General features: G+C 69.0%; 23 protein-coding genes. 6 read left to right on the plus strand and 17 right to left on the minus strand.

Annotated features, from left to right (window positions below; all coding sequences use genetic code 11):
- The first annotated feature begins 124 nt into the window (after nt 1–124).
- Nucleotides 125–868 carry a 2,3-diphosphoglycerate-dependent phosphoglycerate mutase gene (gpmA, locus tag CDO81_RS05545; RefSeq protein WP_088482107.1) on the plus strand — a complete coding sequence of 248 codons (744 nt, stop codon included), beginning with the start codon at nt 125–127 and terminating at the stop codon, nt 866–868.
- Here gpmA and CDO81_RS05550 read toward each other — a convergent pair.
- Nucleotides 853–1,806 (minus strand): glycosyltransferase family 9 protein, encoded by a 954-nt coding sequence (locus CDO81_RS05550; RefSeq protein ID WP_158218167.1) that lies wholly within the window; start codon nt 1,804–1,806, stop codon nt 853–855. The genes gpmA and CDO81_RS05550 overlap by 16 nt on opposite strands.
- A gap of 43 nt (nt 1,807–1,849) precedes the next feature.
- Here CDO81_RS05550 and CDO81_RS05555 point away from each other — a divergent pair, with 43 nt between their 5' ends.
- Both CDO81_RS05555 and CDO81_RS05560 read left to right on the plus strand, forming a co-directional pair.
- Nucleotides 1,850–2,473: a DUF4254 domain-containing protein gene (locus CDO81_RS05555; protein WP_088482108.1), complete on the plus strand. Its 624-nt coding sequence runs from the start codon at nt 1,850–1,852 to the stop codon at nt 2,471–2,473.
- Nucleotides 2,470–3,219 carry a hydroxypyruvate isomerase family protein gene (locus tag CDO81_RS05560; RefSeq protein ID WP_241516853.1) on the plus strand — a complete coding sequence of 250 codons (750 nt, stop codon included), beginning with the start codon at nt 2,470–2,472 and terminating at the stop codon, nt 3,217–3,219. Before CDO81_RS05555 ends, CDO81_RS05560 begins: the two co-directional genes overlap by 4 nt.
- A gap of 1 nt (nt 3,220) precedes the next feature.
- Here CDO81_RS05560 and CDO81_RS05565 read toward each other — a convergent pair whose 3' ends face one another.
- From CDO81_RS05565 to CDO81_RS05590, 6 genes are read right to left on the minus strand one after another with little or no spacing between them, the layout of a single operon-like run.
- On the minus strand, nt 3,221–3,949 hold the full coding sequence (locus tag CDO81_RS05565) for a lysophospholipid acyltransferase family protein (RefSeq protein ID WP_088482109.1): 729 nt from the start codon (nt 3,947–3,949) through the stop codon (nt 3,221–3,223).
- Entirely contained in the window at nt 3,946–5,250 is a 1,305-nt protein-coding gene (locus tag CDO81_RS05570; protein ID WP_088482110.1) for a dihydroorotase, read from the minus strand. The genes CDO81_RS05565 and CDO81_RS05570 overlap by 4 nt, the downstream gene beginning before the upstream one ends.
- A 3-nt stretch (nt 5,251–5,253) precedes the next feature.
- A complete protein-coding gene (locus CDO81_RS05575) occupies nt 5,254–6,216 on the minus strand; it encodes an aspartate carbamoyltransferase catalytic subunit (protein WP_088482111.1) in 963 nt (320 codons plus the stop codon).
- Entirely contained in the window at nt 6,216–6,701 is a 486-nt protein-coding gene (gene pyrR / locus CDO81_RS05580) for a bifunctional pyr operon transcriptional regulator/uracil phosphoribosyltransferase PyrR (protein WP_088482112.1), read from the minus strand. The genes CDO81_RS05575 and pyrR overlap by 1 nt, the downstream gene beginning before the upstream one ends.
- A complete protein-coding gene (ruvX, locus tag CDO81_RS05585; RefSeq protein WP_088482113.1) occupies nt 6,698–7,096 on the minus strand; it encodes a Holliday junction resolvase RuvX in 399 nt (132 codons plus the stop codon). Before ruvX ends, pyrR begins: the two co-directional genes overlap by 4 nt.
- On the minus strand, nt 7,096–7,674 hold the full coding sequence (locus CDO81_RS05590) for a YqgE/AlgH family protein (RefSeq protein ID WP_088482454.1): 579 nt from the start codon (nt 7,672–7,674) through the stop codon (nt 7,096–7,098). Before CDO81_RS05590 ends, ruvX begins: the two co-directional genes overlap by 1 nt.
- A gap of 23 nt (nt 7,675–7,697) precedes the next feature.
- On the opposite strand from CDO81_RS05590, the gene CDO81_RS05595 reads away from it, so the two are divergent.
- A complete protein-coding gene (locus tag CDO81_RS05595) occupies nt 7,698–9,152 on the plus strand; it encodes a cryptochrome/photolyase family protein (RefSeq protein WP_088482114.1) in 1,455 nt (484 codons plus the stop codon).
- A 16-nt stretch (nt 9,153–9,168) separates the two neighbouring features.
- Here the strand turns inward: CDO81_RS05595 and CDO81_RS05600 are convergent, their stop codons facing one another.
- From CDO81_RS05600 to CDO81_RS05645, 10 genes are all read right to left on the minus strand, one after another.
- Nucleotides 9,169–10,017 (minus strand): response regulator, encoded by an 849-nt coding sequence (locus CDO81_RS05600; protein WP_088482115.1) that lies wholly within the window; start codon nt 10,015–10,017, stop codon nt 9,169–9,171.
- Between the two features lie 119 nt (nt 10,018–10,136).
- Entirely contained in the window at nt 10,137–10,772 is a 636-nt protein-coding gene (locus CDO81_RS05605; RefSeq protein WP_088482116.1) for a response regulator, read from the minus strand.
- Nucleotides 10,769–12,169 carry a CHASE3 domain-containing protein gene (locus CDO81_RS05610; protein ID WP_088482117.1) on the minus strand — a complete coding sequence of 467 codons (1,401 nt, stop codon included), beginning with the start codon at nt 12,167–12,169 and terminating at the stop codon, nt 10,769–10,771. The genes CDO81_RS05605 and CDO81_RS05610 overlap by 4 nt, the downstream gene beginning before the upstream one ends.
- 201 nt (nt 12,170–12,370) lie before the next feature.
- On the minus strand, nt 12,371–13,408 hold the full coding sequence (locus CDO81_RS05615) for a GGDEF domain-containing protein (RefSeq protein WP_088482118.1): 1,038 nt from the start codon (nt 13,406–13,408) through the stop codon (nt 12,371–12,373).
- Nucleotides 13,409–13,416: 8 nt separating this feature from the next.
- Nucleotides 13,417–19,647, minus strand: coding sequence for an Hpt domain-containing protein (locus CDO81_RS05620; RefSeq protein WP_088482119.1), 6,231 nt, complete (start codon nt 19,645–19,647; stop codon nt 13,417–13,419).
- Between the two features lie 29 nt (nt 19,648–19,676).
- Nucleotides 19,677–22,031: a methyl-accepting chemotaxis protein gene (locus CDO81_RS05625; RefSeq protein WP_088482120.1), complete on the minus strand. Its 2,355-nt coding sequence runs from the start codon at nt 22,029–22,031 to the stop codon at nt 19,677–19,679.
- A 70-nt stretch (nt 22,032–22,101) separates the two neighbouring features.
- On the minus strand, nt 22,102–22,632 hold the full coding sequence (locus CDO81_RS05630; protein WP_088482121.1) for a chemotaxis protein CheW: 531 nt from the start codon (nt 22,630–22,632) through the stop codon (nt 22,102–22,104).
- A 10-nt stretch (nt 22,633–22,642) separates the two neighbouring features.
- Nucleotides 22,643–23,008 carry a response regulator gene (locus CDO81_RS05635; RefSeq protein ID WP_088482122.1) on the minus strand — a complete coding sequence of 122 codons (366 nt, stop codon included), beginning with the start codon at nt 23,006–23,008 and terminating at the stop codon, nt 22,643–22,645.
- 24 nt (nt 23,009–23,032) lie between these two features.
- A complete protein-coding gene (locus CDO81_RS05640; protein WP_088482123.1) occupies nt 23,033–23,422 on the minus strand; it encodes a response regulator in 390 nt (129 codons plus the stop codon).
- 61 nt (nt 23,423–23,483) lie between these two features.
- Nucleotides 23,484–23,636, minus strand: a complete 153-nt coding sequence (locus tag CDO81_RS05645) for a rubredoxin (protein ID WP_088482124.1) — start codon at nt 23,634–23,636, stop codon at nt 23,484–23,486.
- A gap of 183 nt (nt 23,637–23,819) precedes the next feature.
- On the opposite strand from CDO81_RS05645, the gene thiD reads away from it, so the two are divergent.
- Together thiD and hemL are read left to right on the plus strand one after the other, a co-directional pair.
- Nucleotides 23,820–24,767 carry a bifunctional hydroxymethylpyrimidine kinase/phosphomethylpyrimidine kinase gene (gene thiD, locus CDO81_RS05650; RefSeq protein WP_088482125.1) on the plus strand — a complete coding sequence of 316 codons (948 nt, stop codon included), beginning with the start codon at nt 23,820–23,822 and terminating at the stop codon, nt 24,765–24,767.
- 18 nt (nt 24,768–24,785) lie between these two features.
- Nucleotides 24,786–26,072, plus strand: a complete 1,287-nt coding sequence (gene hemL / locus CDO81_RS05655; protein ID WP_088482126.1) for a glutamate-1-semialdehyde 2,1-aminomutase — start codon at nt 24,786–24,788, stop codon at nt 26,070–26,072.
- Nucleotides 26,073–26,081 lie beyond the last annotated feature (9 nt).

Consider the following 26,081-nt stretch of genomic DNA (forward strand, 5'->3'; position numbering starts at 1 on the left):
AAACTCATTTCTGACGCCTCCGCCAGAGAGGAATGAGCACTGATTCACAGTCGAAGGAACTGTGGGAGGCCAGCGTCGCGGCCTCCCTACAATTTCGACCGCTCAAACCCCTCTCTGGAGTGCCATGTACAAGCTCGTCCTCATCCGCCACGGCGAATCGACCTGGAATCTCGAAAACCGCTTTACCGGCTGGACCGATGTGGACCTCACGCCCACCGGCGTGGAGCAGGCCAAGCAGGCCGGGCGGCTGCTGAAGGAGGCGGGCTATGACTTCGACATCGCCTACACCTCGGTGCTCAAGCGCGCCGTCTGGACGCTGTGGCACTGCCTGGACCAGATGGACCGCACCTGGCTGCCCGTGCGCCACGCCTGGCGCCTGAACGAGCGCCACTACGGCGCGCTGCAAGGCCTGAACAAGGCCGACATGGCCAAGCAATACGGCGACGAGCAGGTGCTGATCTGGCGCCGCAGCTACGACACGCCGCCGCCGGCGCTGGAGGCCACCGACCCGCGCAGCGAGCGCAGCGACCGCCGCTACCGTGGCCTGGATGCGAACGACATCCCGCTGACCGAATGCCTGAAGGACACCGTCGCCCGCGTGCTGCCGTTCTGGAACGAGACCGTCGCCCCGGCCATCAAGGGCGGCGAGCGCGTGCTGATCGCCGCGCACGGCAACAGCATCCGTGCGCTCGTGAAATACCTGGACAACATTGCCGACGACGCCATCGTTGGCGTGAACATCCCCAACGGCATCCCGCTGGTGTACGAGCTCGACGCCGACCTCAAGCCCATCAAGAGCTACTACCTGGGTGACGCCGAGGCCGCCGCCAAAGCGGCTGCCGCAGTCGCCAATCAGGGCAAGGCCTGATCCACGGCTGAGATCACCTCGTCGACGCTGGACCACTCACCCGGTCCGCGTCGCATGAGCGTGACGCTCGACCCCCACGGCGCCCAGCGCGCCGCATCCACCGGGCCCCAGATGCTCAGCAGCCGCGCGCCCACGCCCGCCGCCATGTGAGCCGGGCCGGTGTCGTTGGCCACCACCACGCCCGCCAGCTGGAGCAGCGCGTTGTAGACGCCCAGCCCGACGCCATCCAGCCGCAGTGCATCCGGATAGAGCTGCTGGGCCCCTTGCACCTCGGCCGGCCCCGGCACGATGACGACCGGCCGCCCCGCGGCCTTCAGGCGTTTCACGAAATCAGGGAAGGCCGGCCAACTGCGGTCCAGGAACTCCACCCGGCCGTTGGCGAACGGGCAGATCAGCACATAGCCACCCGGTGCGAGCCCGAGCGACGCCAGCATCGCGCGCGCCTGCTCGCGCTGCGCCTCGCTGACCTGCATGCCAATGTCGACCGGCGGCTCGGCCTGCACGCCGAGAAAGTCGCAGGCCAACTCCCAGTACTCCACCAGCGTGTGCCGGCCTTCCCGGCGCGGCAGACCGCGGCGCAGCAGCCAGCCGCGGCCGTCGCCCGCATGGCCCACGGGCTTCAGGCCCGCCAGGCGCGCATCCAGCGCGGCCGAGAAGGCGTAGGGGAAGAGCAGCATGTTGTCGCGCGCAGCAAAGGCCGGGTCGCGCCTCGTCGCCTCCCGGCGCATCACCCGCAGCTGGCCGATGCGGTCATGCAGCCCGGCCTGACGCACATGCACCGGCCAGCCTTCGGCCTCCAAGAGGCCGCGCGCCCAGCCCTTGCCGAGCAGCTCCAGCGCGTAGCCATGGCGTTCGAGCAGCCGCAGTGCGGGAATGCTCAATACCGTGTCGCCCACGAAGTTGCGCAGGCGAACGATCAGCGGGCGGGCTTCTATCATCGGCAGTTCTTTACAAATGGCGCGGGATTCTCCACCCCAATTCATGATTGCACTGCCCTCTTCCGCTGAAGTCATCGCCGCGCAGGATGCCGCCCTCGCCTCGCCGCCTGTGCCGGTCGAGGCCACCGACGTGCAGGGCTGGGTGGCCGTCAACCATTTCCACAACCGCAGCCTCTGGGCGCAGGAAGACCTGGCCCGGCGCACGCAGGCGCCGGATGCCGAGATCGTCGCGAACAAGCGCGCCATCGACCGTCACAACCAGGCCCGCAACGACGCCATCGAGCGCATCGACGAGTTCCTGCTGTCCGCCCTCGGCCTGGTCGACTCCGCCACGCTGGCCAGCGCCCTGCCCCGCTCGACCGTGCCGCCGGGCGCACGCCTGAACAGCGAGACGGCCGGCTCCATGCTCGACCGCATCTCCATCCTCGGCCTCAAGATCGCCGCGATGCGCGAGCAGACGCAGCGCCAGGACGTGGACGACGCCCACCGCCAGGCCTGCGCCGAGCGGCTGGAACGCCTGAAGCAGCAGCGCAGCGACCTCGGCCGCTGCTACGACGAGCTGCTGGCCGATGCCCGCGCCGGCCGGGCCTATTTCAAGGTCTACCGCCAGTTCAAGATGTACAACGACCCGCGGCTGAACCCGGCACTGGTGGCGGAATCCAAGTGATCGCCGCGCGCTTCGCCGCCAATCTTGACTGGCTGTACGGCGAGCACGCCTACCTCGACCGACCCGCCGCCGCACGCACCGACGGCTTCAACGCCGTGGAGCTGCAGCAACCCCATCTGCACGACGTGGCAGCGCTGACCGCGGCACTGGCCGGCCTGCGCGTGGTGCTCATCAACGCGCCGGCCGGCGACTGGGCCGCCGGTGAACGCGGCTTTGCGGCCCTGCCGGGGCAGGAGGCGCGCTTTCGCGACAGCACCCTGCGCGGCCTGGACCTCGCGAGCCGCCTCGGCGCGGCGCGCATGCATCTGCTGTCGGGCCTGGCAGAGGACACGCCGGCCCACCGCGGCACCTGGCTGGCCAACCTGCGCTGGGCGGCTGAGCAGTCAGCGCTGCCGCTGACCGTGGAGCCGATCAACCGGCGTGACATGCCCGGCTACTTCCTGCACACCCAGGCGCAGGCCCTGGCTCTGCTGGCCGAACTCGGTACGCCGCGCGTGCAACTGCAGCTGGACCTCTACCACTGCCGCGTCACCGAGGGTGAGTCCCTGAGCCACCTGACCCGAGCGCTGGACCTGGGCGTGCTGGGCCATGTGCAGGTGGCCGGCGTGGCCGGCCGCCACGAACCCGACCGGGGCGAATACGCCACCGAGCTGGCGCTGCTGGGCCGCCGAGCCTGGGCAGGCGCGGTCGGGCTGGAGTACCGGCCTCGCGCGATGACGTCGGCAGGACTGAGCTGGCTGGCCTGACTCAGAGCCGCGCCGCGATCACCTGACGCAGCTGCTCGCCGAGCATCCGCCGATCCAGACCTTCCGAGGCCACGCTCGGCAGCACCTGCACGTCGATGGCCAGCCCCCGGGCGCTGGCGATGCGCCACAGGCTCTGCACCAACGTGGTCTCACCGATGAAGCGCGCCGACGTGCTGAAGCGCTCACCCGGCTCATGCCAGCGCAGGACCAGCGGCAGCACGGGCGCGCCCGTCGACACGGCCGCCTGCAACAGATTGGCGTGGAAGGGCAGCAGCGCCGGCCCGGCGCCGGTCGTGCCTTCCGGGAAGACGGCCACGCAGTCGCCCCCCTGCAGCGCCGCCGCCGTCTGGTGCACGACACGCAAGGCGTCGCGCTTGCTGCTGCGCTCGATGAACAGCGTGCCCGCGCCTTCCACCAGCGCCCCCACCAGCGGCCAATGCTTCACATCGGCCTTGGACACGAAGCGCGCCTGCGGCAGCACCGCATGGACCGCGGCGATGTCCAGCCACGAGACGTGATTGGCCACCAGCAGATGGCCGGAGGGCAGCGCCGTCCCGGCCGCGTTCAGGCGGATACCCAGGATGCGCAGCGTCTTGACCGACCACCACTGGATCAGCTGGTGCCGCTCCGGCGCACTCAGCAGATCAAAGCGCCGCCGCACGATCCACAGCCCGTGCAGCACATGCGGCACCAGCCGCAGCAGCCGCGCGGCCGCAACCAGTGGCCTCATGCCCCCTCGTAGGCGACGTGGCCGGCCACCAGGGTGCAGCGCACACGCGCTGGCAGCTCGAAGCCGGTGCGCTCGAAGGCGAAGGGCGTGTGCTTGCCCTGGCTGGCCAGGGCCTCGGGCGTGACCGCCCAGCTGGCGCCCGCGTCGAACACGCAGACATCAGCCACGCCCCCCTCCACCAGCCGGCCGGCGCTGGCCGCGAGCGAGCCGAGGGCCGTGCCCAGCACCCGCACCGGCTCAGCCGTCACCACGCCGAGCGCGCGGGACATCGGCAGGCCGGAGTCCTGCGCCCAGCGCAGCGCCAGGCTCAACAGCAGCTCCAGGCCGGTGGCGCCGGGCGTGGCCTCGGCAAACGGCACGGCCTTTTCGTCCAGCGTGACCGGCATGTGGTCGGAGACCAGCGCATCCAGCGTGCCATCGGCGAGCCCGGCGCGCAGCGCATCCCGGTCGCGACCCTGGCGCAGCGGCGGGGTCAGGCGCATGGCGGAGTCGAAGTAGCCAATGTCCACGTCGCTCAGGTGCAGCGAGTTGATGGACACATCGGCGGTCACGGGCAGGCCGTGACGCTTGGCCGCGCGCACGAGGTCTACGCCCGCGGCGCTGCTGATGCGGCACAGGTGCACCCGCGCGCCCGTGGCGCGCACAAGCTCGAAGACGGTGTGCAAGGCGACGGTCTCGGCACTGACCGGCACGCCGGACAGGCCCAGGCGTGTGGCCACCGAGCCGCTGGCCGCCACGCCGCCGCCCAGCCAGGCATCCTGGGGCCGCAGCCAGACCGTGTAGCCGTAGGTTGCGGCGTACTGCAGGGCGCGGTGAAGCACCAGCGTGTCCTTGATGGCCACTTCCGCCTGCGAGAAACCGATGCAGCCGGCTTCGGTCAGCTCGGCCATCTCGGTCAGCGCCTTGCCCTCCAGGCCGCGCGTGAGCGCCCCCAGCGGGAACAGCCGGCAGCGGCTCAGCTTGCGGGCGCGGAACTTGAGCATCTCCACCAGGCCCGGTTCGTCGAGCGTCGGGTCGGTGTCGGGCGGGCAGACCAGGCTGGTCACGCCACCGGCCGCGGCTGCGGCCAGTTCGGTTTCCAGCAGGCCTTCATGCTCATGCCCAGGCTCGCGCAGGCGGGCGCACAGGTCCACGAGACCCGGCGCGACGATGAGGCCGGTGGCATCGATACTGCGGTCGGCGGTGAAGTCGTTGACGTCGCCCAGGTGGACGATGCGGCCGTTGGCAATCGCCAGGTCGCCGATGCGGTCGAGGCTGGAGGCCGGGTCGATGAGGCGGCCGTTCTTGATCAGGATCTTCATCTGTTATGCCTCATTGCCTGCGAGGATGGCCATGACCGCCATGCGCACCGCAATGCCGAAGGTGACCTGCGGCAGGATCACGCTGCTCTTGCCATCCGCCACCTCGGACGCGATCTCCACGCCGCGGTTGATGGGGCCCGGGTGCATCACGATGGCATCGGGCTTGGCCAGCGCCAGCTTGTCGGGCGTGAGGCCGAAGTGCTTGAAGAACTCGCCGCTGCTGGGCAGCATGCCGCCGTTCATGCGCTCGTTCTGCAGGCGCAGCATGATGACGACGTCGGCGTCCTTCACGCCCTCGGCCATGTCGTGGCAGACACGCACGCCCATGTCGCGCAGGTCGCCAGGCACCAGGGTCTTGGGGCCGACCGCGCGGATCTCGGGCACGCCCAGGATGTTCAGCGCATGGATGTCGCTGCGGGCCACGCGCGAGTGCACGATGTCGCCCACGATGGCCACCGTCAGGTTGCGGAAGTCCTTCTTGAAATGCCGGATCGTGTACATGTCCAGCAGGCCCTGCGTCGGGTGGGCGTGGCGGCCGTCACCGGCGTTCACCACGTGCACGTGCGGCGCGCAGTGCTGGGCGATCAGATGAGGCGCGCCGCTCTCGCTGTGGCGCACGACGAACATGTCGGCATGCATGGCGCTGAGGTTGGCCACCGTGTCCAGCAGGGTCTCGCCCTTGGCGGTCGACGAGCGCGCGATGTCCAGGTTGATGACGTCGGCACTCAAGCGCTTGGCCGCGATCTCGAAAGTGGTGCGGGTGCGGGTGCTGTTCTCGAAGAACAGGTTGAACACCGACTTGCCGCGCAGCAGCGGCACCTTCTTGACCTCGCGGTCATTGACGGAGAGAAAGCTGCCGGCGGTGTCCAGGATCTGCTCGATGACCGCCCGCGGCAGGCCCTCGATGGACAGCAGGTGGATGAGTTCGCCGTGCTTGTTGAGCTGGGGGTTGCGCTTGGACAGCATCACTGCACCTCGAATCGGAAACGACCGTCGTCGCCGCGCGCCAGTCGCAGCTTCTGGGCAGCGCCGAGCGTCACCCGCGCGGCCGAGAAGGCGGGCTCGATGGGCAGCTCACGACCGCCGCGGTCCACCAGCACGGCCAGCTGCACGCGCGCCGGGCGGCCGAAGTCGAACAGCTCGTTGATGACGGCGCGGGTGGTGCGGCCCGTGTAGAGCACGTCGTCAATCAGCAGGATGTCGCGCCCGTTCACGTCGAAGGGCAGCGTGGTGTGGTCGGCCTTGGCCATGCCACGCGAGCCGAAGTCGTCGCGGTGCATGGCGCTGGAGATGACGCCGGAAGCCACGCCAAGATCGGCTGCCAGCCGCTCGGCCAGCCACGCGCCGCCGCTCCAGATGCCCACCAGGGCGGTGTCGGGCGTCAGCAGGCGCTGTACGCCGCGTTTGAGTTCGAGGTACAGGGCCTCGGCGTCCAGCAGCAAGTCACTCATGGGTGTTCTCGGAAAAACTGTTCCAGGATCAGGGCGGCGGCGGCGGCGTCCACGTCTTGCGCGCCTCCGGCCTCGGCTTCGACGCTGGTGTAGCGCTCGTCCACCTCGAAGACCGGCAGGTGGTAGCGGCCCGACAGCCGGCGGCCGAAGTTCTGCGCCTTGGCGGTCATCTCGTGCGGCGCGCCATCGGGGTGACGCGGCACGCCGATGACGAGGGCATCAGGCTGCCAGGTCTTGATGAGCGCCGCAATGGCGTCGAAGTCGCCACCCTTGATGGTGCCGCGTGCCTCGGCGCTTCCCAGCAGACGCGTGCCGGAAGCCACGCCAATGCGGCGCAGGCCGAAATCAAATGCGAGAAAGGAATGCAGCTCGGTGGGCGACACGGGCGCCGCCATCACGCGTGGCCTGCGTCCGCGCTGAGCATGCGCGGGTCGATACCCAACAGGCCCAGGGCGCGCTCATAGCGCTGCTCGACCGGGGTGTCGAAGATGATCTCGGGCGCCGCATCCACCGTGAGCCAGCCGTTGCGGCCAATCTCTTCCTCAAGCTGTCCCGCTGCCCAGCCGCTGTAGCCCAGGGTCACCAGCAGCTTCTTGGGGCCTGCCCCGTTGGACAGCGCCTCCAGCACGTCGCGGCTGGTGGTCATCTCCAGGCCACCCGGCACCGCCAGCGTGGCGTTGTAGTGGCCGCCTTGCTCGTCCAGGGGCTCGTGCAGCACAAAGCCGCGGTCGGTCTGTACCGGGCCGCCGTAGAAGACCGGCGCATCCGCCAGGCCGTCACCCGGCGGGCTGAGTTCCACCTTCTCGAAGAGGTTGCCCAGAGTCAGCGAGATGGGCTTGTTGATGACCAGGCCGAGGGCGCCGTTGTCGTTGTGCTCACACAAGTACACCACGGTGCCTGCGAAAGCCTCGTCGGCCATGCCCGGCATGGCGATGAGGAACTGGTTGGTCAGGACGATCCGGTCGGCAGGCATGCGAAGCATTTTATTCTGGCGGGATGAACAAGCCTTCCAGCCGCTCCCTGGACCGTGCGCTCGTCTGGTTCCGCCGCGACCTGCGGGCCGATGACCATGCCGCGCTCCACCATGCCCTGAAGACCGCCCGCGAGGTGTTCTGCGTCTTCATCCTCGACCGCGACATCCTGGACGCCCTGCCCCGCACCGACCGCCGCGTGGCCTTCATCCTCGACGCGCTGCGGGTGCTGGACGATGACCTCCGGCGCCTGGGCGGCGGCTTGATCGTGCGCCACGCCCGCGCCGTGGACGAGCTGCCCCGGCTGGCCGCCGAGCTCGGCGTGCAGGCCGTCTTCCTGAATCACGATGACGAGCCGCAAGCCCTGGCACGCGATGCGCGGGTGGCCGAGCAACTGCGCGCCCAGGGCGCCGAGCTGCGCAGCTTCAAGGACCACGTCATCTTCGAGCGCAGCGAGGTGCTGACTGCCGCTGGCGGACCCTATGGCGTGTTCACCCCGTACAAGAACGCCTGGCTGCGCAAGGTCAACGACTTCTACCTGCGCAGCTATCCCGTCGAGCGCCATGCCGATGCCTTGGCCAAGACGCTGCTGGCCCAGGGGGTGCCTGAGCTGGCCGACATCGGCTTCGAGCCCGCCACGCTCTCGCCCCACCTCGGCCAGGGCAGCCGCGGTGCGGAGACCCTGCTAGCCGACTTTCTGGACCGCATCGATGCCTACGACCGGCAGCGCGACTTCCCGGCCGTCAAGGGACCGAGCTACCTGAGCGTGCACCTGCGCTTCGGCACCGTCTCCATCCGGCGGCTGGCACGGCTGGCGCACGGTCGCATGGTGGGCGGCGACCATGGCGCGGAGGTGTGGCTGTCAGAGCTGATCTGGCGCGACTTCTATCACCAGGTCATGCACCATCACCCGCATGCGATGACGGCGGCCTTCCGGCCCGAGTACGACGCCATCACCTGGGAAACCGGGGCGCACGCCGACGCGCTTTTCCAGGCCTGGTGCGAGGGCCGCACCGGCTTTCCGATCGTGGATGCCGCGATGCGCCAGCTCAACCAGACCGGCTACATGCACAACCGGCTGCGCATGGTGACGGCCAGCTTCCTGACCAAGGACCTCGGCCTAGACTGGCGGCGCGGCGAGGCCTATTTCGCGCAACAGCTGCTGGACTTCGACCTCGCCGCGAACAACGGCGGCTGGCAGTGGGCCAGCAGCAGCGGCTGCGACGCCCAGCCTTACTTCCGCATCTTCAACCCCACCAGCCAGAGCGAGAAGTTCGACGCCGAGGGTCGCTTCATCCGCCGCTACTGCCCGGAGCTGGCCGGGCTGGATGCCAAGACCATCCACGACCCTTGGGCGCGCGCGCCGCTGGCGATGCAGGGCGTGGACTACCCCCGCCCCGTGGTGGACCACGCGGTCGCCCGGGAGCGCACGCTGGCCCGCTACGCCGTGGTGAAGTCCCGCGGCCTGCCGGCAGCGTAAGTTCCCATCACGACCGCTACTGGACGCCGAAAGCCGTTGCTTCCGCGAGCGTCAGCAGCCCGCGGGGCGAGACGGCGTCCGCCGGGAACAGCGCGACGCCGAGTTCCACCCGCATCCGGTAGGGCTGCCCGCCGAACTCGAAGGGCCGGGCCATGAGACCGGCGAGATGCCGCGCATGGCTGGCCGCCTGCTCGGCCTGCTCGGCCTTGTCGAGCCGCGTCTGCACGATGGCGAACTGGTCGGCCGCGCTGCGGGCCACGATGTCGGCCTCGCCGCCGGCCTCGGCCAGCCGCCGCGCGGCCTGGCGCACCACGGCCTCGGCGACCTCACACGGCAGATCCGCCAGGCCCACCAGGCGCAGCACATGCACGGCCAGGTCCACGCCGTCCCGCAAGGCGCAGCGGGCGACCTGGTCGAGCCGCTCGTGCAAAGCCGCCTCCGTGTAGAGCCCGGTCAGGCCGTCACGCAGGTACACGGCCGGGCGCTGCTGAGGCTCCGCCGAGGGCGCGCCAGCCAGTGCGGCGAGGTCGTCGAACAAGCTCTCCAGGCCGCTCGCCTTGTCGTAGAAGGCATCGGCGCCAGCCACGAAGCAGGCGCGGCGGTAGGCCTCGGCGTCCTGCGCCGTCAGCACCGAGATGCGCCCTTCATAGCCGCCGGCACGCAGCTCGCCGAGCAGGTTCAGCCCGGAGCCATGCGCCAGCGACAGGTCCAGCAGCACCGCATCGGGCCGGGCCCAGCGGATCAGCGCCAGGGCCTGGCGCTCGCCCGCCGCCTCGCCGACGACGCGCATGCCGGGCATGCTGTCCAGTCGGCGCACCAGCAGTCGACGGATGGAGACGGTGTCTTCGACGATAAAGATGTTCATGGCCGCGATGGTGCTCCCCGGCACGGGGGAGCAGCAGCAGCAGAAAGCGGCTCCTCGACAGCGCCAAGCCCGCGAGCCCGTGTAGTGAGATTGCCTACACGGCGCCTGCAGCCGCGGGCTCAGAGCGCTGTCAGCCCGTGCTGCACGCAGTACTTGGTGAGCTCGGTGTTGTTGGCCCAGCCAGCCTTCTCCAGGATGCGCGCCCGGTAGCTGCCCACCGTCTTGACCGACAGGTGCATGGTCTCGGCAATCTGTGCCGGCGTCTGGCCCGCGGCGATCAACAGCATGACGCGATGTTCCTGGGCCGACAGCAATTCATGCGGCAGGGCATCAGGCGCCTTGCCGCTGAGCAGGCCGAGCAGGTGGTCGGCCATGGCCGCCGTCACGTAGCGACCGCCTTCCGACAGGCGCCGCAGCGCGGTGCGCAGCTCATCGGGCGCGCGATCCTTGGGCAGGTAGCCGGAGGCGCCCATCTGCAGCAGGCGAGAGGCATAGGCCGCCTCAGCGTTGAGGCTCAGGACCAGCAACGGCACGCCCTGCAGCACGCGCAGCAGCCGGGTGGCGCCTTCGAGGCCTTGGGCATCGGGCAGCGACAGGTCCAGCGTGACGAGGTCGGGCCGGGCAGCGGCGATGCGGGCCAGGGCTTCGGCGATGGTCGGGGCCTCGTCGATCTGGGCGTCAGGCCATTCCTGTCGAACCAGGTGGCTGATGCCCACGCGCATCAGCGGGTGATCGTCAACGATGAGCAGTCTCACGGCGTAGGTTCCTCCGGCTCGGGCCGCGCGATCAGGGGTTGGGGTGCCGTGGTTGGCAACCAGACCCGCACGCGCGTGCCGCCATCGGGCGCCGGACCGAAGTCAAACGTCCCGCCGGCCAAGGCGGCCCGCTCGCGCATGTTGCGAAGGCCGGCTGCATCGGGCCTGACATCGCCCGGGCCGCGGCCGTCGTCGATGACCTCCACCTCATAGCCCGCACCGGCCGCCTGCGTGAGCGGCCAAGCCGCCACCCGCAGGTTGCGCGCCTGCGCATGCCGCAGCACGTTGGTGCAGGCCTCCTGGATGATGCGAAACAAGGTGCTGGCCTGCTCGGCGGGCAGCAGGCCCGGCTCGGCCAAGGTCATGCGCGTGACCACGCCCGACTGGCGTTGCAGCGTCTGCAGGTAGTGGTCCAGTGCGGCCTCCAGCCCGAGTTCATCGAGCAGCGGGGGGCGCAGCGCCGCAGATATCTCGCGGGCCGAGCGGATGGCCTCGTCGGCCATGGCCTGCAACTCGTCCACCAGTGGCTCGGTCTGCGGCGCCAGCTTGGCGCGCAAGGACAGGGTCAGCATCTTGATGGCCGTGCCCACCTGGCCGATCTGGTCGTGCACCTCGCGCGCCAGGCGCCGCCGCTCGGCCTCGATGCCCCGGTCCATCTCGACGGCGAAGCTGCGGATGCGGGACAACGCGCGACTGAGGGCATCGGTGCGCTGCGCGACCTGCGCCTCGAGGTTGGCATTGGCATCTCGCAGCGCCGCCTCGGCCCGGTCGCGCAGGCGGCGCTCCCGCAGCATCAGGCCCAAGGCCACGGCGCCCATCAGCGCGCCGCCCGCGGGCAGCAGCCGGGTCAGCCGGGTCGTGCGCCGCTGCACGTCCTGGGTGGCCGCGTCGGCGGCGGTCACGGCCGCCTGCTGCTCCTGCTCCAACTGGTCGATCTGGAAGCGCAGCTCATCCATCACGCGCTTGCCGTCGACGTAGGCCGCCAGGTCCGGCGTGAAGGCGCCGCCTTGCTGCAGGCGCCGGTCCACGGTCGTGCGGGCCTGGCGCAGGCGTTCATCAATGAGCGCATCAAGCCGCGCCAGGGTCATGCGATTGGCGTTGTGGCGAGGGATGCGCTCACGCAAGGCGGCACGGGTCGTGCGGAGCTGCTCCAGCGCTTCCTCGTAGGGGCGCAGGAACGCCTGCTGGCCGGTGATCAGGAAGCCGCGCTGGCCGGTCTCGACATCCAGCAACAAGGTCAGCAGCCGACGCAGTTCGGTCCGTGTGGCCAGGGCCTGGCTGCGCTCGCCGTCACGGGCGATCAGCTCCGACAAGCTCAATGAGGCACCGACCGCCGTCCCGATGAAGGCGATGAAGGCTGCGACCAACAGGCCCAGCGGAAGCCAGGAATAACGCATGCACGATCCACGGCAAAGCACGTTCCAGGGCTCCACCAGGGTGTCAGCCCGGTGGTGATGCAAGGAGCCCACGCTTCCCAACGCACCCAGGCATGGCAGCTCGACGGCGCCATTGCAAGGACTCCCGCAGGCTAGGGCTGCGGCGGGCTGGAAGTCAAGCGCTTGCGTGGAGCAAGCAACAGATCCGTTAGCGGGCGAGCCTCAGAACAGCTCGACGTCGCTCAGCTGCGTGGCTTCCTGGATGATGCCGCTGGCCACCAGGGCGGCGTAGTTGTGCACCTGGTTCCGGCCATTGGCCTTGGCGTGGTAGACCGCCTTGTCGGCCCGCTCGAAGGCGGCTGCAGGGGCGTCGCCGGCCCGCACTTCCGTGAAGCCGATGCTGACGGTGATGCGACCGACCTGCGGGAAGGCATAGCGCTCGGTGTTCAGGCGCAGGCGCTCGAAGGCCTCCCCGGCGTGGATTTCCTCGTCGCAGCGCATCAGCACCACGAACTCCTCGCCGCCGAAGCGGTAGAGCAGGTCATGGAAGCGGAACGAGCCGCGCATCAGGCGCGAGAGCAGCAGCAGCACCTCGTCGCCGATCAGGTGGCCGAAGCGGTCGTTGACCGACTTGAAGTGGTCAATGTCGATCACGCCGAGCACGTAGTGCGGCGTGGCCGTTTCGTGACGGCGGTCCTCGGCCTCGTGGCGCACCTCGTGCTTGACCGGGATGTCCGACAGCACCTTCAGGAAGCTCTCGTCGAAGGTCTTGCGGTTGAGCAAGCCGGTGAGCGTGTCGCGCTCGGAGTAATCGAGCAGGCCCTGGAAGTTGTGATAGATCCGCAGCACGCTGCTGACCATGCGCTGCGCGCCCGTGCCCAGCCGCCGCGTCGACAGGATCTCGATCACGCCCACCACGTCGCGGTCGGTCGCGATCGGGAACAGGTAGAGCCACTGGCCGCCCTGCGCCACTTGCGTGACGGCCCGCGTACGCATGGCCTCCAGCCGCAAGGGATGCGTGGTGACCAGGGGCAGCGCCTCGGGCTTGGCCCACAGCGGGTCGGCCGAGGCCACCGCGTCGCCGGCGCGCAGATGCGCACGGGTCAGCCACCGCTCATGCCCCACCTCGCCCACCGTGCGGTAGATGGCCACCGACTCCGGCTCCAGCAGATCACGCAGCGCCATGACGAGTGTGACGTCCATGACGTCACGGTCACGGAAACCGGTCAGTTCGGCGAGATGGTCGACAACCTGGGACACTGTTTCTCCTAGGCCGCCACGGCCTCGCGATGCGTGTACTGCTGGATCAGGCTCAGCAGGTAGTCCTCATCGTAAGGCTTGCCGAGGTAGTGATCGACGCCGAGCTGCTCCGCATAGTCGCGATGCTTCTGGGCAATGCGCGAGGTGATCATGATCACCGGGAGCTTGGCCAGGCGCGAATCGGCCCGCATGTTGCGAACCAGGTCGAAGCCGTCCATGCGGGGCATCTCGATGTCGGACAGCACGACGGCCGGCAGTTCGTCGCCCGCCAGTCGTTCCATCGCATCCAGGCCGTCCTTGGCCAGCAACACACGCATACCCACGCGCTCCAGGAAGCGCTGCGTCACGCGACGCACCGTCAGCGAGTCGTCCACCACCATCACCAGCGGGGCCTGGGCGACGGTCGCGGCGACCGGCGCAGCCGGCTGTGGCACGTCCAGATCGCCCTGGGCCTGCGCCTGGGCCGTTGCAGCAGCCAGGCGAGCCTGGGCTTCCACGCCGTACCAGTCGGCCAACGCCACCACGTTGTAGATCAGCGCCACGTCGCCGGAAGCCAGCAGGCTGATGCCCGCCAGGCCCGGCACGCGGTTGAGCTGGGCACCGAGGTTCTTGACCACGACTTCCTGGTTGCCGATCACTTCGTCGACGTGCAGCGCCAGCGAGGCCTGGGCATTGCGCACCAGCACGACGTGGGCGTTGCGACCATGGGTCACGCCGCGGCCCGCGTGGCCGAGCAGACCACCCAGCCAGTAGAACGGCATCTCCAGGCCCGCGTGCTGCAGCTTGCCGCTGAGGTAGGCCGCTTCGACCGCCTCGACTGGCACACGCTGCACCGACGCCATCAGCGCCGCAGGCACCGCGACGACCTGGTCTGCGCTCTTGAGCAGCACGACTTGCGTCAACGCTGTGGTGAGCGGCAGGTGCAGCAGGAAGCTGGTGCCCTGGCCAGCGGTCGAGGTGGTCTCGATGCTGCCGCCCAGCGTACCCACTTCGGCACGCACCACATCCATGCCAATGCCGCGGCCACTCAGCTCTGTGACCTGGCTGGCCGTGGAGAAGCCCGGCGCGAAGATCAGGCGCTTGAGTTGCGCATCATCCGGCTCGGCATCCGGCGAGATCAGGCCCAGCTGCAGGCCGCGCTCGCGGATGCGGGCCAGGTTCAGGCCGGCGCCGTCGTCCGAGAACTGCAGCTGCACCTCGTTGCCCTGCTGGCTGACTTCGATGCGCAGCGTGCCCACCGGGTCCTTGCCAGCGGCCGTGCGGGCCTCGGGCGTCTCGATACCGTGCGCCACGCTGTTGCGCAGCAGGTGCTCGAAGGCACCGGCCGTGCGCTCCAGCACCGAACGATCAAGTTCGGTCTGGCCGCCGCTGATCTCCAGCTTGACCTGCTTGCCGCTGTCGCGCGCCGCCTGGCGCACCACGCGGTGCATACGCTCACCGATGCTGTCGAAGTCGACCAGGCGGGTGCGCAGCAGGTCATCCTGCAGCTCCCGCGTCAGCCGAGACTGCGCAGCCAGTTCGTCTTCGCCGGTCTGCACGCTGCGGCCCAGGGAGCGCTGCAGCGTGGCCACGTCGCCGACCGATTCGGCCAGCATCCGGGTCAGCTCCTGGAAGCGGGTGTAGCGGTCGAACTCCAACGGGTCGAACTCGCGGCCGCCCTGCTGCGCCATCTCCTGCTGGATGTGCATCTGGGCTTCGGCCTGCAGCTCCAGCTCGCGCAACTGGGCGCGCAGGCGCTCCAGGTTGTCGTCGAGGTCGAGCAGCGCGCCCTTCATCTGGGCGAGTTCGGACTCCATCCGCGCACGGCGGATGCTGACCTCGCCGGCCTGCGTGGCCATGCGCTCGAGCAGGCTGCCGCGCACACGCACGAGGGCCTGGCCGATGGCGAGGTTTTCGTTGGCGGCTTCGACTTCTGCGGTGTCGGTGAAACGGGTCCAGTCGATCTGGCGCAGCGGCTCGGCAGGCTTGTCGGCGACAAACGCCGGGGCCGGAGCCGTGACCGCCGGCGTGGGCGCCTCGGTCGGCGCCGGGGCCGGCTCGGGCGCGGGCGGCGGCGGTGCCACCACCTGCGGCTCGACCGGCGCCGGGGCAGCCGCCATCAGGCTGCGGCCCAGGGCCTCGAAAGCGTGCTCCAGCGCGTCACCCTCGTCCTGCAGCGCCTGCACCTGGGCATGGTCAGCCGTGCCGGCATGCACCAGGGCCTCGATGGCAGATTCCAGGTGGTGGGCCTGCTCGCCCAGACGCATTGCACCCGCCAGACGCGCACCACCCTTGAAGGTGTGCAGGGCGCGCATGCAGGCGTCGGAGCGGCTGACTTCGGCCGGCTCGGCCAGCCAGTCGCGCAGCGCCGCATGCAGCTGCTGCAGCAGGTCGCGGCCTTCTTCTTCGAAGATCGGGTAGAGGTCGGGCTCGATGTGGTCGGGCAGCCCCGGCTCGGGCTCGGGCTCGACCGCGGAGGCCGCCAGCACCGGCTCCGCCACCACCTCGGCCACCACCTCGGCGACCACGTCTGGCGCCGTTTCCGGCTCGGGCGTGGGCGCGTCGGCCAGCTCGGTCACCTGCATCGCTTCCACGACGGGCTCCGGCTCGGGCTGCACCGCCTCGATCACCTCGACGGCAGCCATCGGTTCGGGCTCGGCAACCGGCTCGAACACCGGCTCCGACTCAACCGCCAGCACCGGTTCCGGCGCGGGTTGAACAGGCGCTTCGGCGGCCAGGTCGAAGCCTTCCGGCAGTTCGCCTGCCACCGTCTCCGCAATGCCCAGGTCAGCCGCAATGGTCTCCGCGGGAGCCTCGTCCAGCGGCGGCGGCAGGGTGTCCTCGAAGCCCGGCGCCGACGTGGAGATGTCCTCCTCGTCCGGCTCGTAGGCATGCAGGCGCTCGATGACCTCAGGGTCGTTGGGCTTCAGGAAGCCGGCCGCGAACTGGTGCAGCAGGCGACGGATGTCGTCAGCCGCACGCACGAACAGCTCGGCGTCTTCTTCCTTGAAACGCAGGGCGCGCTGGGCGCGCTCCAGCGCATGTTCCAGCGCCCGGGCCAGCGCCGACAGGTCTTCATAACCCACGGTTGCCGCATTGCCCGCGAGCGCATGGGCCTGCACTTCGCAGCTCTGCGGCACCGGTGCCACGAGCTCGGCCGCCCACTCGGCCAGGCCGATGGAGAGCTTGCGCGAGAGTTCGTCGGCCTCGTTGAGGAAGATGTTGAACAGCGCAATGCTGATCCGCAGCGGGCCGATGACCTTGAAGCCTTCGTCCGGGTCCAGGGCCTCGGGCTCGGGTTCGGCCACCGCTTCGACAGCCGGCGCTTCGTTGTCGACCACCAGGCGCGGCAACGTGAGCGTGACCTCTTCGGGGCGCACCGGCGGCGCCAGGCTCTCGTCGACCACGACGGGCTCGGCAGCTTCGGGTTCGTCCAGGTTGAGCACGACGCCGAAGTTGGCAAGCGTGGGCTCCTCGTCGGGCATCGCCGGCAGCGGCAGCGGCTCGGTCGGCGCATGCGCGCCATCGAAGTCGACCGCCAGGTCCAGCGGCAGGGCCGCCGGGTCGAGCTCCTCCGCCACCTCGGGCTGGGGCAGCGGCGCGTCGACGGCCGGCGCCTCCAGGTCGAGCACGAAGTCAGGCTCGAGCGCAGGCCGCGCTTCCATCTCGGCGGGCAATGCCGGCACCTCGGGCTCGCTGGCTTCCTCGACCAGCAGCTCCGGCGCCACGACGGCCGGCTCGACCGGCACGTCCAGCGACAGATCGATGGTCTCGATCACCTCGGCCGCCGGCAGCTCGAAGGCCACCTCGGCCGGTGCAGCCACCGGGGCCTCGGCCTGGAACGACAGCGGCAGCAGTTCGCCTTGCAGGCGCAGTGCGTCGGCACTGCGGCGCACCGGCTCAGGCGTGTGCATGCCGGGCTGATTGCCGGCGATCTGCTCGCGCCAATGCGCGAAGTAGTCCAGCGCTTCGCTCGTGAAGGCCAGCAGCGCGCCATCGGCATGCGGCGTGGCTTCGGCCAGGCGGGCGTTGTAGAGCTGCTCGCAGGCCCAGGCCCCCTCGCCGAAGGCATCCAGACCCACCATGCGGGCACTGCCCTTGAGGGTGTGGAAGGCGCGGCGGACCACAGTCAGCTGGGCGTGATCGGTCGGCTGGTCGCGCAACTCGGCCAGGGCCGCACGCGCATTGCCGATGACCTCGTCGGCCTCCTCCAGGAAGATCTCGCGCATTTCCGGGTCGTCGGCCACGCTCGGTGCCGGAGCCGGCGCAGGAGCTGGCGGCGGCGGTGCCACGATGGGGGCCGGGGCCGGCACGGGTGCGGCCACGCTGAGGTCGACGTCGGGCAGGCTGAGGTCGGGCAGGTCGAGGCTGGCGAAGTCCACGCGCATCGGCTGCGTGGCCTCGTGCTCGAAGGGCGCCGGGGCGGCCGGCGCGGGGGCCTCGGGCTCCAGGTCGACATGGAAGCCGCTGGCTTCGAAGTCCGGCAGCGCCACCGCACCTTCGCGGCGGCCCATGACGGCATCCAGGCGGCCCGTGGCCTCGTCGAACTGGAACATGCGCTTGGCCAGCTGGGGCTGGACGCTGAGCATGTCGATCAGAAAGCCCAGCGCGCCCAGGTTGGTGGCCAGGCGCTCGAAGACATCGCGCGCACCCGGGCGGTTGAAGTCGATTTCGGTGCTGGCGAGGTTGTCCACCTCGTCACGCATGCGCACGGTGGCGTGGGCGGCCTGGTCCAGGCCCAGCACGCTGAGCACGCCGCGCATGGCCTGCAGTTGGCCGGGCACGGGAATCAGCAGGTCACGCTGGGTCGGGTTGCGGAAGTACTCGTCGCAGTGCTTCTCGACTTCTGAGAGGCTGGCGCGCAGTTCATGCACCACGCTGCCCAGCGTCTGCCGGTCGGAGACGCGACGGTAGAGGTCCTCCATCCAGTCTTCCAGCGGCTCGGCGGGCTCGCCGTGCGCCACGGCCTCGACGCGGCGCGCGAGGCGGCGCACCCGGTCGGCCTGCTCGGGCTGGTCGAAGGCGGCGTCTTCAAGGGCGGCCTCGACGTACAGCAGGCTGGTGGCGACTTCCATCGCCAGCGCGGGCGGCGGCGTGGTGCGCGAACGCAGGGTCGCGACGACCGCGCGTTGAAGCGTCTGGGCCAGCACTTCGCCGCTCGGGAAGAGGCGGGTCAGGGATTCGGCCAGGGCCGCGAACTGCTCGTCAAGGGCGGACAGACGATGCTGGTCGCCCTCGGCAGCGCTGGACCAGCTCTCCTTGGCGGCGAGCACGCGGCGCTTGGCCTGCGCGACCCAGGCAGGGTCGATGCGGCCGAGGCTGGCATCTTCGTAGTCACCGGCCTGCTCTTCGGTCAGGCGATAGGCCTCATGCACCGCCGTCAGGCGCGGGCCGGAGCCGCGGGTGATGCGGCACTGGGCACAGAAGAAGAGCAGGTCCTGCGCCAGACGCTCGCGCGCCGGGTCGGCCTGGTCGCCCTGCCCCACGCGGCGCAGTTCGTGCAGCAGCTTGGAGCCCAGGCGCTTGGTGTAGGCATCGCTGCCGATGAGCTTGAGGGCCTGGCCCTCGAACACGGCGGCAGCCAGCTGCCACAGCGTGCGGGAATTGCCCGCCGGCAGCGAAGCCGCCAGGCCGGCACACAGGCCTGACAAATTGGCCGCATGTGCGGGGCTGGGCTCGCGCATGTGGCGCAGCAGCGCCGCCTCGAAGGGCGCACGCACGGCTTCGGCCGATCGCGGCGCGACATCGGCCTCGGCGCGGATGGCGCGCCAGGACCAGTCGAACTGCCACAGGTCGGCCGGATGGATGCGGTCGGCACCGTTGAGCTCTTGCAGCGCGCGATAGCTCGGATAGAGCGACAGCGAGGACGTCTTGTTGCCCGCCAGCAGGCGAGCCACATAGGCCAGCAGCGCAAAGTCTGCGCGCTCGATGATGTCCACCGCCGCGGCTTCGACCGCCAGCGGCTTCTCGGCCAGCCGCAACACGGCCGCCTCGGCAGCGCGCAGCACGCTCGCCCCTGCCGGCAGGCCGACGAGGGAGAGCACACCGCTGACCTGGTGGAGTTGCGCCGCTGCCTGTTGCAGCGGCTGGCTGGCCGGCGCGTCGCCGCCGAAGGCGGTGGCGCGGTTGTCGCCGCCCTCGCGGACGAGGCGGCGCAGAGTCTTGTGCACTGACTCCAGGGAGCGGCGCAATTCCTCCTGCACCCAGGCCAACGGGCTGAGGTCGGCCGGGAGTTCGGAGTCTCGCAGGGAGCTGTCCATGCGTTGTGGCTTTCTCGGAATCGTGCCGGTCAGGCGACCTTGAACCGGGACACGGAGGTCCGCAGGGCTTCGGCGGAGCGAGACAGCTCATGCACCATCTGGGCGGTAGAGCGCGTGCCCTCGGAGGTCTGCTCGGTCACCGCGAAGATGTGCTGGATGTTGGACGCCACGTCATTGGCGCGTTCAGCTTCCTGCTGCGCCTGTGCCGAGATGCGCTCGATCAGCTCGTCCAGCTGACGCGACACCTTGTCGATGTCTTCCAGCGCCTTGCCGGCCGCGTCAGACAGCTGCGTACCTTCCACCACACCGCGCGTCGAGCGCTCCATGGCGGCCACGGCGTCGTGGGTGTCGGTCTGAATGGTCTTGACCAGCGCGGCAATCCGGCGCGTCGCGTCGCCCGAGCGTTCGGCCAGGCGCTGCACTTCTTCCGCCACCACCGAGAAGCCGCGACCGGCTTCACCGGCAGACGCGGCCTGGATGGCGGCGTTCAGGGCCAGCACGTTCGTCTGTTCCGTAATGTCCGAGATCAGCTCCGTGATCTCACCGATCTCCTGAGAAGACTCGCCCAGGCGCTTGATGCGCTTGGAGGTCTCCTGGATGGAGTCACGGATGGCGTTCATACCGGCGATGTTGTTCTGCATCGCGGCCAGACCCTGCTCAGCGGCCTGACGGCTTTGACGCGCCACCTCGGCCGTCGTCTGCGCTTGTGCAGACACGGAGGTGATTCGTTCCGCCATGCCGAGCACGGCCTCACCCGTCGCGCGGATCTCGTGCAGCTGTTCCTTGGAAGCGGCCAGCAGGTCGGTGGACGTCTGGTCGACCGCACCGGTCGTGTCCGTCACGCGAGCGGCCGTGGCCTGCACCTGGCCCACCAGGTTGCGCAGCTCTTCCACGGTGTAGTTCACCGAGTCGGCGATCGCGCCGGTGATGTCTTCCGTCACCGTGGCTTGTTGCGTCAGGTCACCTTCAGCGACGCTGGCCAGTTCGTTCATCAGTCGCAGAATGGCCGCCTGGTTGGCGTCGTTCACGCGCTTGGCCTCCTGCTCCTGTGCCTCGGCCTCGCGCTTCTGCGCTTCGGCAAGCTCGGCACGGCGGGCCTGGTCAGACAGGTACAGCCGCAGGAAGCCGACCGCGCCGATGACCAGCGAGATCAGCGACACCGCCATCAGCGCGAACAGGCCGAGACCGGCACCGCCCGACTTTTCGAGGTCGGCCGCGGTTTGCTCCAGGCCCTTACGCAGCGGTTCGGAGTCGTTCAGGATGGCGGTCTGGGCTTCACGAGCCGCCACCAGGCCCTGCAGGTTGCCCAGAATGGCAGAGGCCTGGGTGCGGGTCTGCTCGTACTGCTTGAGCAAGGTCTGCAGGCGTTCCTTCAGCTGCGGGTCCTTGGCAGCGTTCAGGCGCAGTTCGGGGCTGCCGTTGATCAGGGCTTCGGTGATCAGCTTGAAGGAGTTCAAGTCCTTGCCCAGCAGGAACACGGCTTCGGGGCTCACGCCTTCCTGCGTCAGGAACTCGTTGGCGCTCTTGCCGATACGCTGAGTCAGCATCACGAGCTGACCGACCGCCGAGACTTCACCCGCCGACGCACCGATCTGCAACGCCTGCGACGACACCGCCTCGGCGCTTTCCAGCAGGTCGCTCGACTGCCGGTTGATGGCGCGCAGGGCCTGGCCGACCTGGGTCAGGATCTTTTCCTGGGCTTGGACGATCTTGCCGTTCTTCTCGGCGCGCTCGACCATCGGCTTGAGCGTGTCCAGCGTCGGCTGCACGGCGGCCGGCGCAATCGCCAGTTCACCTTCACCCGTGCGCAGGTTCGTGACGACGCCACTGAGCGTGCCCACCGACTCGCGCAATTCGGCAAACGCGGCCGGGTTGCCCACCAGGGCGGCCGACACGGACTTGGCCATCCGCTGCGAGTGCATCAAGGCCGAACCAGCCGCGCGCACCTGAGCGGCGCTGCGGTTGGAACTCGACACCACGAGGAAGACCGACGCGAAGGTGCCGATGAAGCCCAGGGCCACCAGGCCCGTCAGCACCTTCTGACGATTGCGACCGAAGAGGTCCGTCAGCTTGTCGGAGCCCGACGCCGGCAGCGACGGGAGAGACGTGGGATCGGCGGCCTGGGTCGTGGGCGCAAAGCTCATCGTGCTGCTGGGCGCGAACTCGCTGTTCGGGCCCGGCTCGGTCGGCACGGCCGGCGAGATGATCGACGAGCTCTCATTGCGCGGATAGAGATCCGAGCCGGCGAGCGTCGAGTCGGGATTGCGGGTGGCATCGAAACTCGTCGTGCTGCCCGAGTCGATGGCCGTGTCGACGCCTTCCACCGGCACCGGCGGTTGCTTGTCGGCTTCGGACTTACCCCTGATTGTGTCCAGCAGGCTCATTTCACCCTCGTCCTTCAGTGTGTGTGATGTCCGCACTCGTGGCGGCTCGGAACTTCGAAATGCAGGCGCATCAAGCGACGATGTGCAGGAAGTTTTCCTGTCGCGACAGCGCCTCTAGATTGATCACTTGCCAATCGCGACCGGCTTCATCCCGGCGCACGGCCCCCGCAAATCGCGGCAGCGGCCCCGTGGGCTGCTGCGGCGCCAGCGGCAGTTGTTCGTCGCTGCGCAGGCCGGCCAAGCGGTCCACGAGCAGCGCGCAATTGAGGTTCAGGTCGCTGCCCAGCGACACCAGGCGGGTCTGGGCGGTGGTGGCACGACCGGGTTGCGGCTCACGCAGCCCGAGGTAGACGGCCAGGTCGACCACGGTGAACAGGCCGCCCCGCAGGTTGGCCACCCCGGCCAGCCAGGGCTTGGCGTAGGGCACCGGCTTGATGGGCACCGGCGCAAAGATTTCGCTGGCCTGCTTCAACGAGAACAGCAGGCCCACGCCGGCGCATTCAACAGCCAGCCAGTTCGCAATCAGCGTCTGCTCGCGGGCAGCCTGCATGCGCTCTGCCAGGCGCTGCTGCAGCTCGCGGAGGGCGGTCTTGTTGGCCATGCGTCAGCCTTCAGCCGAGAGCTTTGATCTTGGCGAGCAACTCGTCCGCCTTGACGGGCTTGACGACGTAGTCGCTGGCGCCTTGGCGCATGCCCCAGACCTTGTCGGTCTCCTGGTTCTTGCTCGTGCACATGATGATGGGCACGCCGGCGTAGCGCTCGTCGCGGGTGATGGCACGGGTCAGCTGGAAACCGTTCTGGCCCGGCATCACGACGTCCATCAGGATCAGGTCGGGCTTGGCCTCGGCCAGGCGCTTCATGGCCTCTTCGGCGTTCTCGGCGGTGCGCACGTTGTAGCCGCGCTTGACCAGCATCTCGGAGAGTGCGTGCAGCTCGGTCTTGGAATCGTCAACCAACAGGATGTTTTGGATGCTCATGGCAATACTCTCTTGGGAGGAGGCTCAGGGCCGGTGTTGGATGACCGCCTGCAGCAGCTGGTCCTTGGTGAAGGGCTTGGTCAGGTAGTCCTGTGATCCGACCATGCGCCCGCGGGCCTTGTCGAAAAGCCCATCCTTGGACGACAGCATGATCACTGGCACTCCCGAAAACTGCGGGTTGCGCTTGATGATGGCGCAGGTCTGGTATCCATCCAGCCGCGGCATGAGGATGTCGCAGAAGACGAGATCAGGATGAAAGTCGCCCAGCTTGGCCAGCGCATCAAAACCATCTTCCGCGAGCGCGACCTCGTGACCTCCCTGCTTGAGGAAGATCTCCGCGCTGCGACGGATGGTGTTGCTGTCGTCGATGACCAGGATGCGGGTTGGACCTGCACCGGAAACTTGCTCGTTCAAACGTCGTCTCCTAGGAACTTCAGCTCGGGGCCGGGCCCTGTCGGCAATCGATGAATCGGCGTCAGATGCGCACCATCTCGAAGTCTTCCTTGCGCGCGCCGCAGTCAGGGCAAGTCCAGTTCATGTCGACATCTGCCCATGCCGTGCCCGGTGGGATACCGTGGTCGGGATCGCCGGTTGCTTCGTCATAGATCCATCCACAGATCAGGCACATCCAGGTACTGGGTTCGCTCACGGTGCTCAGAGTTTTGCTCACTACAATCGATTCATTCTAGCCAGGGCCCGAGAGCGCAATGCTGAGGGCAAATGCCGGTGTGCTCCGCGTTAGAAGCGCACTTTTAGCGGCAGACTCCACGCTTTGCGGCAGCTCTTTCGACCGCGTTCCGCCAAGACTCCCATGAGCCCAACACCCCTGCGCCCCGACCCCGAGGTCGACGACACCCCAGCCGAGGAAGAAAGCCCGCCGCCGGCCTGCGTGCTGACCTTCAATGCGAGCGATGCCAGCGGCGCCGGCGGCCTGGCTGGCGACGTGGCCACCATTGCCGCCATGGGGGCGCACTGCCTGCCAGTGGTGACTGCCGTCGTGCTGCGCGACACCGCTGAAACCTTCGAGCATCACAACCTCGACGCCGACACCATCGCCGAGCAGGCGCGGCACATTCTTGAGGACGTGCCCATCACCGCCTGGAAGGTCGGCTTCCTCGGCAACGCCGAGGCGGTGAGTGCCGTGGCGGAGGTCTTGAGCGACTATCCCGACGTACCTTTGGTTACCTATTTGCCCTCGGTCGCGTGGATCGATGAGGACGATCAACAACAGTATCTGGATGCGCTGCGCGAATTGGTGCTGCCCCAGACCGTGGTGCTGGTCGGCAATCACAAGACGATGACCGACTTCCTGCTGCCTGACTGGGACAACGAGCGCAGCCCCTCGGCTCGCGAGCTGGCCGTGGCCGCCGCGCAGTCGGGCGCCCAGCATGTGCTGGTGACCGGCATGCAGTTGCCCAACCAATATGTGGACAACGTGCTGGCCAACGCCCAGGGACCGATCACCGGCGAGAAGTTCGAGCGCTTCGAGACGGCCTTCGTTGGCGCGGGCGACACCCTGTCGGCCGCCCTCGCGGCGCTGCTGTCGGTGGGCGCCGAGCTGCACTCGGCCGTCAGCGAGGCACTGTCCTTCCTCGATCAATCCCTGGACGCGGGCTTTCGCCCCGGCATGGGCAACGTCATTCCCGACCGCTTCTTCTGGGCCCTCCCGGCCGCCGACGAAGCGGGCGGTGAGCCGCCTGAATTCGAACCCGATCCCGAACCCGAGCAGCCGCCCAAGACGCCGCGCCGGATGCACTGATCACCTGAACCTGATTCCATGGCCAGCAACACCGAGCTCTTCGAACGCGCCGCCCGCGTCATTCCCGGCGGCGTCAACTCCCCCGTGCGCGCCTTCCGCGCCGTCGGCGGCACGCCGCGCTTCATCGCCCGTGGCGAGGGCGCCTACATCTGGGACGCCGAGGGCCGTCGCTACATCGACTACATCGGTTCCTGGGGCCCGATGATTCTTGGCCACGGCCACCCGGCCGTGCTGGAAGCCGTCACCAAGGCCGCGACCGAGGGCTTCTCGTTCGGCGCGCCCACCGAGCGCGAGATCGAGCTCGCCGAAGAGATCCTCAAGCTCGTGCCCAGCATCGACCAGGTGCGCCTGGTCAGCTCCGGCACCGAGGCGACGATGAGCGCCATCCGCCTGGCGCGTGGCGCCACCGGCCGCCCCAAGTTCATCAAGTTCGAGGGCTGCTACCACGGCCACACCGATGCCCTGCTGGTGAAGGCCGGCTCAGGCCTGGCCACCTTCGGCCACCCCACCAGCGCCGGCGTCACGCCGGGCGCGGCGGCTGACACCCTGGTCCTGGAATACAACAACGTCGAGCAGCTCGAGGCGGCATTTGCCGAAGTCGGGCACGAGCTGGCCTGCGTCATCGTGGAGCCGATTGCCGGCAACATGAATTTCGTGCGCGCCTCGGTGCCCTTCATGACCGCCCTGCGCCGCCTGTGCTCCAAGCATGGCGCGCTGCTGGTGCTGGACGAGGTCATGACCGGCTTTCGCGTGGCCCTGGGCTCGGCGCAGTCTCACTACGCCACGCTCATTCCCGGCTTTGCACCCGACATCTCGGTCTTCGGCAAGGTCATCGGCGGCGGCATGCCGCTGGCGGCTTTTGGTGCCCGGCGAGACGTGATGCAGCACCTCGCGCCGCTGGGCGGCGTCTACCAGGCCGGCACGCTGTCGGGCAACCCGGTGGCGACCGCCTGCGGCCTGGCCACGCTGCGCGAGATCCAGAAGCCCGGCTTCTTCGAGGCCCTGTCGGCCCGCACCCGTCAACTGGTGGACGGCTTGAAGGCTGTCGCCGCCGACAACGGCGTGCCCTTCAGTGCCGACAGCGAGGGGGGCATGTTCGGCTTCTTCCTGCTGCCTGAGCTGCCGCAGAACTACGCCAAGGTCATGACGACCGACAAGGACCGCTTCAACCGCTTCTTCCACGCGATGCTGGACGCTGGCATCTATCTTGCACCGGCCCTGTACGAGGCGGGCTTCGTGTCGGCAGCTCACAGCCAGGCCGACATCGACGCCACCCTCGCGGCCGCGCGCACCGCCTTGCGCTGAACTCAGGCG

The sequence above is a fragment of the Roseateles puraquae genome (assembly GCF_002205845.1).
GTDB lineage: Bacteria > Pseudomonadota > Gammaproteobacteria > Burkholderiales > Burkholderiaceae_C > Pelomonas > Pelomonas puraquae.

Excerpts from the sequence above, each read along its gene's own strand:
- gpmA (WP_088482107.1), top strand. The coding sequence starts at position 125 with ATGTACAAGCTCGTCCTCATCCGCCACGGCGAATCGACCTGGAATCTC.
- CDO81_RS05550 (WP_158218167.1), bottom strand. The coding sequence starts at position 1,806 with ATGATAGAAGCCCGCCCGCTGATCGTTCGCCTGCGCAACTTCGTGGGC.
- CDO81_RS05555 (WP_088482108.1), top strand. The coding sequence starts at position 1,850 with ATGATTGCACTGCCCTCTTCCGCTGAAGTCATCGCCGCGCAGGATGCC.
- CDO81_RS05565 (WP_088482109.1), bottom strand. The coding sequence starts at position 3,949 with ATGAGGCCACTGGTTGCGGCCGCGCGGCTGCTGCGGCTGGTGCCGCAT.
- CDO81_RS05570 (WP_088482110.1), bottom strand. The coding sequence starts at position 5,250 with ATGAAGATCCTGATCAAGAACGGCCGCCTCATCGACCCGGCCTCCAGC.
- CDO81_RS05575 (WP_088482111.1), bottom strand. The coding sequence starts at position 6,216 with ATGCTGTCCAAGCGCAACCCCCAGCTCAACAAGCACGGCGAACTCATC.
- pyrR (WP_088482112.1), bottom strand. The coding sequence starts at position 6,701 with ATGAGTGACTTGCTGCTGGACGCCGAGGCCCTGTACCTCGAACTCAAA.
- ruvX (WP_088482113.1), bottom strand. The coding sequence starts at position 7,096 with ATGGCGGCGCCCGTGTCGCCCACCGAGCTGCATTCCTTTCTCGCATTT.
- CDO81_RS05590 (WP_088482454.1), bottom strand. The coding sequence starts at position 7,674 with ATGCCTGCCGACCGGATCGTCCTGACCAACCAGTTCCTCATCGCCATG.
- CDO81_RS05595 (WP_088482114.1), top strand. The coding sequence starts at position 7,698 with ATGAACAAGCCTTCCAGCCGCTCCCTGGACCGTGCGCTCGTCTGGTTC.
- CDO81_RS05600 (WP_088482115.1), bottom strand. The coding sequence starts at position 10,017 with ATGAACATCTTTATCGTCGAAGACACCGTCTCCATCCGTCGACTGCTG.
- CDO81_RS05610 (WP_088482117.1), bottom strand. The coding sequence starts at position 12,169 with ATGCGTTATTCCTGGCTTCCGCTGGGCCTGTTGGTCGCAGCCTTCATC.
- CDO81_RS05620 (WP_088482119.1), bottom strand. The coding sequence starts at position 19,647 with ATGGACAGCTCCCTGCGAGACTCCGAACTCCCGGCCGACCTCAGCCCG.
- CDO81_RS05625 (WP_088482120.1), bottom strand. The coding sequence starts at position 22,031 with ATGAGCCTGCTGGACACAATCAGGGGTAAGTCCGAAGCCGACAAGCAA.
- CDO81_RS05630 (WP_088482121.1), bottom strand. The coding sequence starts at position 22,632 with ATGGCCAACAAGACCGCCCTCCGCGAGCTGCAGCAGCGCCTGGCAGAG.
- CDO81_RS05635 (WP_088482122.1), bottom strand. The coding sequence starts at position 23,008 with ATGAGCATCCAAAACATCCTGTTGGTTGACGATTCCAAGACCGAGCTG.
- CDO81_RS05645 (WP_088482124.1), bottom strand. The coding sequence starts at position 23,636 with ATGTGCCTGATCTGTGGATGGATCTATGACGAAGCAACCGGCGATCCC.
- thiD (WP_088482125.1), top strand. The coding sequence starts at position 23,820 with ATGAGCCCAACACCCCTGCGCCCCGACCCCGAGGTCGACGACACCCCA.
- hemL (WP_088482126.1), top strand. The coding sequence starts at position 24,786 with ATGGCCAGCAACACCGAGCTCTTCGAACGCGCCGCCCGCGTCATTCCC.